Here is a 7824-nt window from a genome sequence, read left to right on the forward strand (position 1 = left end):
GGCAAAGCTGCGGAAGGTTGGCCAGTGGCTCACATCGTCTTCGACAAGGGTGCGGTGCTGCGCGGCGTGCGCAAGGTTTCCGTCGTCCGGATCGCCCGCAACGGCCGCGGCAAGGAGCAGGTGCTGTTCCGCGCCGGCCGCCGCGACCCGATCGAGGAAATCCTCGATGGCGGCGTGCGCGTCACCATCGTCCGCCCCGGCAGCGGCGTCATCCGCGCCGGTGAGCTGGACGATGCCGGCCCGCGCCGCCGCAAGCAGGCCAAGGTGCTGAAGCCGCTGGAGCGCAGCATGCGCAAGGCGATGCGCCGCCAGCTGGGCGCCGCCCAGATCTACCTCGCCCGGCATGAGCGCTCCAACCGCCGCAAGCGCGACGGTTGGCTGAAGGACCTGCCGCGCAACATCTACCGCGCGGTGCGCGACAGCGACTGAGCGCGATCGCTCGGCTCCCACGGGAAGGCAGGAGAAGGCAGAGGCATGGTTGACACCACCATCAAGCCCGCGGCGGCACCCGCCGCGGCGGCGGAGGCCGGTACCGACGAATTCTGCATCGTCGATCTCGGCCGCCACGTCCGCAAGCGCATCCGCAAGCTGCGCCGTGGCGAAGGTCCGCTGATGCGCAAGGTCGACAACGCCGTCGAGGCGCTGCGCGAGGAAGGCGTCATCGACGAGAGCGCCGCCGTCGTCATCGTCCTGGTGCGCGAGAAGACCACCCTCGCCAGCCTGCTCGACAGTGATGACGACGATGACGATGATGATGACGACGACGACGATGATTGAGGCGGCTTAGCCCTCCTTGACCAATTGGCTCGCTGCCACGCCGTCGCCGGCCGCCCCCTCGGGCGTGCCCGCGGCGGCGTCGCCGTTTCCGGATGGCGCCAGCCTGGGCGACCCGGGCTTCCAGGCCGCCCATGGCGTCCGGCTGAACTATGTCGTCGGCGCCATGGTCAAGGCCATCGCCTCCGAACCGATGCTGGAGGCGCTCGCCCGCCGCGGGCTGCTCGGCTTCTTCGGCGCCGGCGGCTGCACCCTGCCGCGCATCGCCGAGGCGATCGACCGGCTGCAATCCACCCTGCCGCCCACCGCCCCCTGGGGCGTGAATTTCCTGCATAATTTCGTGCTGCCGGCGCAGGAGGAGGCGCTGACCGACCTGCTGCTGGCCCGCCGCGTCACCCGCATCGAGGCCTCGGCCTTCGTCCAGGTCACCCCCGCCTTGCTGCGCTACCGCCTGACCGGTCTCACCCGCGCCGCCGATGGCCAGGTCACCGCGCGCCACCGCCTGCTGGCCAAGCTGTCCCGCCCCGAGGTCGCCCGCCAGTTCCTCGCCCCCGCGCCGGCGGCCATGGTGGCGGAGCTGGCCGCCGCCGGCCGCATCACGCCCGACGAAGCGCGCCTCGCGGCCGAGATCCCGCTGGCCGACGACATCTGCGCCGAGGCGGATTCCGGCGGCCACACCGACCGCCGCGTCGCCTTCACCCTGGTCCCCCATATCGCCAGCCTGCGCGACGAGCTGGCCGCCGAGCACCGCCTGCGCCAGCGCGTCCGCATCGGCGCCGCCGGCGGCCTCGGCACGCCCCAGGCCATCGCCGCAGCCTTCGTGCTCGGCGCCGATTTCGTCATGACCGGCTCGATCAACCAATGCACGCCGGAGGCCGGCACCAGCGACGCGGTCAAGGACCTGCTGGCCCGGGCGGATCTCGCCGATACCGACATGGCGCCGGCCGGTGACATGTTCGAGATCGGCGCCAAGGTCCAGGTGCTGCGCCGCGGCACCCTCTTCCCCGGCCGCGCCCAGCGCCTCTACGAGCTCTACACCCGCCACGACTCTCTCGACGATATCCCGGCCGCCACCCTGGCCGAGATCGAGAACCGCTGGTTCGGCCGCAGCATCGACGCCGTCTGGCAGGAAACCGCCAGCTACTACCGCCGCGCTGCCCCCCAGGAGCTCGCCACCGCCGAGGCCAATCCGAAGAAGCGCATGGCCATGGTCTTCCGCTGGTACTTCATCCACACCAACCGACTGGCCATCGACGGCGACCCCAGCCAGCGCGTGAACTTCCAGATCCATTGCGGCCCGGCCATGGGGGCGCTCAACCGGTGGCTCAAAGGCACGCCCCTGGAAGACTGGAAGCAGCGCAACGTCGCCACCCTTGCCGAAAAACTGATGCACGGGGCAGCGGAGACGCTCAACGACATGCTCAGGCCAAGGGGCTCCGCCCCCTGGACCCCCGCCGGGGGAATTGAATTCCCCCGGGCCCCCTCATTCTAGGCGCCAAACCTGCCGCGAATCTGCGCGTGGATGCCGGGCTGGGAAAAGGTCACCTCGTGCATCGCCTGCTCGCGCGCGACCGCGGCGGGCAAAGCCTCGCGGATCGGCGCCGCCAGCGCATCCTTCAACAACATCAAGGCGACACGCGGCTTCACGGCAAGCTCGCGCGCCAGGCGCAGGGCCACCGGCAGAACCTCGGCGCGCGGCACCACCGGCATGCCGACGCCGCGCTGCCTCAGCACCCCGCCATGATAGCCCTGCGCGGTGAACAGCATCTCCTGGCCCAGCGCCTGGCCCAGGCGGTTCGGCACGATCAGCGTCGCCCCCATCCCGGGCGTGAAGCCGTATTTCATGAAGTTGGTGGCATAGAGCGCTTCCTGCGCCAGCACGCAGAGATCGGCATAAAGCCCGAAGACCAGCCCGCCCCCCAGCGCATGTCCCTGCATCGCCGCGATCACCGGCAGCTCGCAATCCAGCAGCATGCGGAAGAACCCGGCCTCGTCGAAGCGCTGCTTGCCGTCGGCGATGCCGATCAGCTCCTCCAGCGTCCCCCCGGCCGAGAAGACCGTGTCATAGCCATGCAGCACCACGACCTTCGCCTCCGGCGCGGCGGCAATGGCGGCAAAGGCCTCGGCCAGTCCGGTGACCAGCGGGATGGTGAAGGTGTTGCGCCCTTCGCGCTCGGCCATGCCGACCACTGCGATGGCGCCGCCCTCCTGCCAGTGCAGCGTCACGGCTTCTGCCACGGCATCCCCCCCTGGTCGAGGAAGCGCCGGATCCCCTGCATCGCCGACGGATCGGCGACCCGCGCGCTGATCGCCTCCACCGCGCGGGCCCGGGTGGCCTCGTCGATGATCCACAGGCTGCGGAAATAGGCCTTGGTCGCGGCGACATCGGGCTTGGCGGCCCGGTTCACCCGGATCATCAGCCGCCGCAGCGCGTCCTGCGGGTCCTCGACCACCTCGTCGACCAGGCGGCGCGCCAGGGCGGTGGCCGCATCCATCCGCTCGGCGGTCAGCGCCATGCGATAGGGGTCCTGCACCCCCATCCGCCGCACCAGGAAGGGCGCGATCGTCGCCGGCAGCAGCCCGAACAAAATCTCCGACAACTGGAAGCTGGCGGCGGGCGTCGCGATGGCGACATCGCTGGCCGCGACCAGCCCCAGCCCGCCCGCCGTCGCCGGCCCTTCGACCAGCGCCACCACCACCACCTCGCTGCTGGAGAACCGGTCGAACAGCGCGTAGAGCCGTTCCATCGGTGCCCGGATCGCGGCGGCATCCGTGGCCTCGGTCTGGCTCGCCTCGGAAAAATCCATCCCCGAGCAGAAGACCCGCGCATCCCCGGCGATGGCCAGCAGCCGCAGCGCCGGATCGGCCTCGGCCTGGTCCAGCGCGGCATGCAGCCCTTCGATGGTGGCGCGGTTCAGCGGATTGCCGCGCTCCGGCGCATCCAGCGTCGCGAACAGGATTTTTCCACGCGGCGCGACGCTCACGCCCATTGATACAGCCGCCTGTAATTCTCGATCCGGTCCAGCACCAGCAGGCCGCTGCCGGCGAAACCCTGGTCGTACAGCGCGTCGAGCCCGTCGCGCGGCGGCGTCGCGTTGCGGGCGCCGATCATGCCGTCGCGGGTGCGCTCGATCAGCGCTTCATAGACCGGCATCTCGACCGCGACGCGGGCGGCCAGCGCCGCGCCGATGCCGCGCGCCCGAACCCGCGCCCCGGCCTCGGCGGTGGCCAGACCGGAATAGAATTCCGAGCAGCAGCCGGAGCCATAGGAAAACAGCCCGACCCGCGCCGGGCGGTCGGCCGGGAAGGTGCCGCCTGCCAGGGCGCCTGCCAGCGCCAGGAACACGGTGGCCGAATAGACATTCCCCACCTCCTGGCAGAATTGCAGGGCGGGGCGCATGCGGGCCTCGAAATCGGCCTCCGCCGCGGCGGGCGGCGCCTGGCGGAACTTGCGCATCATCGTCCGATGCGCGCCCTTCACCATGCCGCCGAAGGGCGTGTGCCAGGCCAGCAGGTCGAAGTGCCCCTGGAAATCGGCGCCGGAAGGATGCCGCGCGGCATAGGCGCGAAAACTGTGCTCCAGGCAATCCAGGTAGCTCAGGACGGAAAGATCGGCATCGCCGGTCTCGCTGTCCGGCGTCGGCCGGCAGGCGTCCATCACCTCGTAGCCATGCACGCCGCTGGCCCCGGGCTCGAGGGCCAGCAGATGCGGCTGGCGCGACACCAGCAGCGCCACCGCCGCCGAGCCCTGCGACGGTTCGGCATAGGAATGCGGCACCGGCCGGCCGAGATCGGTCGCGATCACCAGGGCCCGCGCCGCCGGATTGGCCGACATGGCGATGCTGGCCGCCGCCATCTGCAGCGCCGCGGTGCCGCCATAGCAGGCCTGCTTCACCTCGAAGAGGCGACAATGCTTCGGCAGGTCCAGGTAGTGATGCACATAGGTCGCCGCCGACTTGCCCCAGTCGACGCCGGATTCGGTGGCGACGATCAGCAGCTCGATGCTGTCGCGTCCCGCGGCATCGAGCGACGCCAGCACCGGCCGGGCGGCGTTCACCGCGAAGGAGATCGGGTCCTCCCACGGCGCGCAGAGGCTTTTCCGCCGCATCAGCAGATTGGCGAAGCGCGCCGGGTTGAGCTGCCGCGCCTCGGCCAGCATCGCCACGTCGAGCGCCACGCGCCCGGCATAGACCCCCAGATCCTCGATGCCGACAGGGGTCATGCGATCTCCGCTCCGTTCCGCAGCACCACCGCCGTGGCCAGCCCGCCGAAACCATGCGCGGCGCTCAGCGCCCAGCGGCTTTCGTGCCGTGCGATCCCCTCGGGCCCGACCAGCCGCAGGTCTTCCGCGATCGGCGCGGCCAGCCCCGCCGTGCCATGCAGGAAAGAAAGCTCCATCTGCAGGATCACCGCGGCCAGCTCGATCAGCGCCGCGCCCTGGATGGCATGGCCGGTCAGCGACTTGGTGGCGTTCACCGGCACCTTTGCCCCTTCCAGCAGCTGCTGCAGCGCGCGGATCTCGGCGGCGTCGCCGGCCGGGGTGCCGGTGGCATGGGCGTTGATCTGGTCCAGCTGCCGCGCCGTGATCCCCGCCATGGCCAGGGCCTGGCGCATCGCGGCCAGGGCGCTGGCGGCGTCGGGGGCGGTGCCGCGCCGGGCCTGCTGCGCCTGGCCATGGCCGGCGATCTCGGCGCGGATCCGGGCGCCGCGGGCGCGGGCATGGTCCAGGCTTTCCAGCACGAGGGCCGCGCAGGCCTCGCCGGGGGCGAAGCCGGCGGTGGCGGCGTCGAAGGGGCGGCAGGCCTGGCCCGGCGGCGCCAGCGCCCCGATCGAGCGCAGCGCCTGCCATTCCACCGGCGACAGGTCGGGCGGCGGCGCCAGCACCACGCAGCCCGGCATCCGCCCCAGCGCGATCAGGTCGGCGGCGACCGCGACCGCCGTGTTGCCGCTGGCCGAGGCGGCGCCGACGGAGAGGCCCGGCCCCTGCAGCCCGGCGGCCTCGGCCAGCACGGCGCCCAGATGCGTGTCGAAGACCTCATGCGCCTGGCCGGGCGGGGTCCATTCCGGCTGCTCGATCCATTTCCGCGCCGCCGACAGGTTGCGGGTCTGCGCCAGGTTGCTGCCGGCGACCACCGTGCCGAAGCTGGCGGGGCCGTCCAGCCCGGCATCGGCCAGCGCCGCCAGGCCGGTGGCCAGCCCCGCGACCAGGGCGCGCGACCCGCCGCGGCCGGCGCGCCGCGCCTGGGCCGGCAGCGCCGCCAGCCGGGCCAGGGTGTCGAAGCCTTCCAGCCGCGCGGCCGGGCTGCCCGCCGGCAGGCCGGGCCATTCGCCGCCGCGCATCGGCCGCAGCGCCGTCTGCCCGCGCTTCAGGAATTTTTCGAAATCAGCGGCGTCGGCTACCCCTGGCGCCAGCACGCCGATCCCGGTGACGACGACGCGCTGCAGGCCGCGCGTCATGGGCTGTGCTGCGCCAGCCGGTCGACCAGCTCGCCGATCGAGGAAATGCCGGCCAGGGCGGTCAGCGGCAGCGCCAGGCCGATCGCCTCCATGGCGCCGATGCTGACCTCGACCCGGTCGATCGAGCTGGCGCCGAGCTCGGCCAGGCTGGCCTGCTCGGTGATCGCCGCTTCCGGCAGCTCGGGCAGCACGGCCTGGACCTGGAGCACCACCGTGCGAAATATCTCGTCCCGGGTCATGGCCGCGTTCCTCAGGGGTTCATCATCAGCTCGGCCAGCATGGCCGAGCCGGAGAAGGTCTGCCCGCCATCGGCCACCAGCGCCACCCCGGTCAGCAGCGAGGCCAGCGGCGAAGCCAGGAAGCAGCAGACATTGGCGACATCCTCGACCGTGCCGAAGCGGCCGAGCGGCACATAGCCCTGCAGCGTCTCGATATCCTCGGCGGTCAGCAGCCGCGACAGCCCCTCGGTGCGCTCGATCGGGCCGGGCAGCACGCTGTTGCAGCGGATGCCGTGCTTGCCCCATTCCAGCGCCAGGCCGCGCATCAGGCTGTCGATGCCGGCCTTGGCGGCGCCGACATGCACCTGGAAGCCGAAGGGCATCTGCGCATTGGTCGCCGAGACGAAAACGATGTTGCCCTTCTTTTCCTTCAGCTGGGCAAAGGCGGCGCGGGCGGCGTTGAACGACCCTTGCAGGTCGACCGCGATGACCTTTCGAAATCCCTCGGCGGTCATCTGCTCGGCGGGGGCCGGGAAATTGGCCGCCGCGCCACAGATAAGAACATCGATGGCGCCGAGCCGGGCGCGGCACTCGGCCATGGCGGCTTCCAGGCTGGCATAGTCGGTGACATCGGCCACCACCGGCAGCACGGCGCCGCCCAGCGGGCGCAACTCATCCGCTGCCGCCTCCAGCGTCGCGATGCTGCGCCCGGCCAGGCAGACCGACGCGCCCAGCTGGGCGAAGCCGCGGGCGAGGCCGCGGTTGATGGTGCCGGCGCCGCCGGTGACGAAGACCACCCGGCCGCGATACAGGCCGGGGGCGAAGCCGCTCGGGGTCTCAGTCATCGCCCAGCTTCACCGCCATCGCGTCATCGAGCTCCATCTCCCCCGCGCCCAGCCGGCGCAGGATTTCTTCCAGGGTCGCCGCCGCAGGGACGACCGGTGGCGGCGACGGTTCCGCCGGTGGGGCCTCGCCATCGAGCCGCCGGCGGATCAGCTTTCGCAACCGGTCGGTGCGCTGCTTCGCGCTGGCCAGGCGCTCGGCGGTGCCGGCATCGACCACGGCCTCGGGCTCCGGCGCCAGGCCAGCGCCATGCTCCAGGCGGATATAGCCGGCGAGCTCGCGGACGGTGGCGTAGTTGAACAGCGCCGTCGTCTTCAGCTCGATGCCGAAGGCCTCGTTGATATGCCGCACGAGCTCCACGCTGATGATCGAATCCGCGCCGTATTCGGCGAAGCTGGTATCGGGCTCCACCTCCTCCGGCGCAAGCCGCAGCGCCGCCGCCACCGTCTGCCGCAGTTTTTCCTCCAGCGCGCCGTCGATGGGCGTGGCGGCGGCGCTGCGGCTTGCGCCGGAGGAGGTGGAGCCCGATACC

10 protein-coding genes are annotated in these 7824 nt (G+C 71.7%); 3 read left to right on the forward strand and 7 right to left on the reverse strand.

The window, feature by feature from the left end; all coding sequences use genetic code 11:
* Positions 1-24: 24 nt before the first annotated feature.
* Genes GVN67_RS15280 through GVN67_RS15290 form a run of 3 tightly spaced genes read left to right on the forward strand, consistent with a single transcriptional unit; the run spans position 25 to position 2266 of the window.
* On the forward strand, positions 25-429 hold the full coding sequence (locus tag GVN67_RS15280; protein WP_159997449.1) for a hypothetical protein: 405 nt from the start codon (positions 25-27) through the stop codon (positions 427-429).
* Positions 430-474: 45 nt separating this feature from the next.
* A complete protein-coding gene (locus GVN67_RS15285; RefSeq protein ID WP_159997451.1) occupies positions 475-777 on the forward strand; it encodes a hypothetical protein in 303 nt (100 codons plus the stop codon).
* Positions 778-793: 16 nt separating this feature from the next.
* On the forward strand, positions 794-2266 hold the full coding sequence (locus GVN67_RS15290) for a PfaD family polyunsaturated fatty acid/polyketide biosynthesis protein (protein ID WP_200845272.1): 1473 nt from the start codon (positions 794-796) through the stop codon (positions 2264-2266).
* Here GVN67_RS15290 and GVN67_RS15295 read toward each other — a convergent pair.
* From GVN67_RS15295 to GVN67_RS15325, 7 genes are all read right to left on the reverse strand, one after another.
* The gene (locus GVN67_RS15295) at positions 2263-3012 is read right to left on the reverse strand and encodes a polyketide synthase (RefSeq protein WP_159997453.1); all 750 of its coding nucleotides are present in this window, start codon (positions 3010-3012) and stop codon (positions 2263-2265) included. The two genes, GVN67_RS15290 and GVN67_RS15295, sit on opposite strands and share 4 nt — an antisense overlap.
* Positions 2997-3764, reverse strand: a complete 768-nt coding sequence (locus tag GVN67_RS15300) for an enoyl-CoA hydratase-related protein (protein WP_159997455.1) — start codon at positions 3762-3764, stop codon at positions 2997-2999. The genes GVN67_RS15295 and GVN67_RS15300 overlap by 16 nt, the downstream gene beginning before the upstream one ends.
* Positions 3755-4996, reverse strand: a complete 1242-nt coding sequence (locus tag GVN67_RS15305) for a hydroxymethylglutaryl-CoA synthase family protein (RefSeq protein WP_159997457.1) — start codon at positions 4994-4996, stop codon at positions 3755-3757. Before GVN67_RS15305 ends, GVN67_RS15300 begins: the two co-directional genes overlap by 10 nt.
* A complete protein-coding gene (locus GVN67_RS15310) occupies positions 4993-6231 on the reverse strand; it encodes a beta-ketoacyl synthase N-terminal-like domain-containing protein (RefSeq protein WP_159997459.1) in 1239 nt (412 codons plus the stop codon). The genes GVN67_RS15305 and GVN67_RS15310 overlap by 4 nt, the downstream gene beginning before the upstream one ends.
* Positions 6228-6470 (reverse strand): phosphopantetheine-binding protein, encoded by a 243-nt coding sequence (locus tag GVN67_RS15315; protein ID WP_159997461.1) that lies wholly within the window; start codon positions 6468-6470, stop codon positions 6228-6230. Before GVN67_RS15315 ends, GVN67_RS15310 begins: the two co-directional genes overlap by 4 nt.
* Before the next feature lie 11 nt (positions 6471-6481).
* Complete coding sequence (locus tag GVN67_RS15320; RefSeq protein WP_159997463.1) at positions 6482-7294, reverse strand: SDR family oxidoreductase; 813 nt, start codon at positions 7292-7294, stop codon at positions 6482-6484.
* Positions 7287-7824: acyl carrier protein (locus GVN67_RS15325; RefSeq protein ID WP_159997465.1), on the reverse strand; the 538-nt coding region annotated here is incomplete at its 5' end. The genes GVN67_RS15320 and GVN67_RS15325, both read right to left, overlap by 8 nt.

Origin of the sequence: Roseomonas sp. 18066 (genome assembly GCF_902706185.1) — a bacterium.
GTDB lineage: Bacteria > Pseudomonadota > Alphaproteobacteria > Acetobacterales > Acetobacteraceae > Pseudoroseomonas.

Coding starts and splice junctions, on each gene's coding strand:
- GVN67_RS15285 (WP_159997451.1), top strand. CDS start 475: ATGGTTGACACCACCATCAAGCCCGCGGCGGCACCCGCCGCGGCGGCG.
- GVN67_RS15320 (WP_159997463.1), bottom strand. CDS start 7,294: ATGACTGAGACCCCGAGCGGCTTCGCCCCCGGCCTGTATCGCGGCCGG.
- GVN67_RS15315 (WP_159997461.1), bottom strand. CDS start 6,470: ATGACCCGGGACGAGATATTTCGCACGGTGGTGCTCCAGGTCCAGGCC.
- GVN67_RS15300 (WP_159997455.1), bottom strand. CDS start 3,764: ATGGGCGTGAGCGTCGCGCCGCGTGGAAAAATCCTGTTCGCGACGCTG.
- GVN67_RS15305 (WP_159997457.1), bottom strand. CDS start 4,996: ATGACCCCTGTCGGCATCGAGGATCTGGGGGTCTATGCCGGGCGCGTG.
- GVN67_RS15310 (WP_159997459.1), bottom strand. CDS start 6,231: ATGACGCGCGGCCTGCAGCGCGTCGTCGTCACCGGGATCGGCGTGCTG.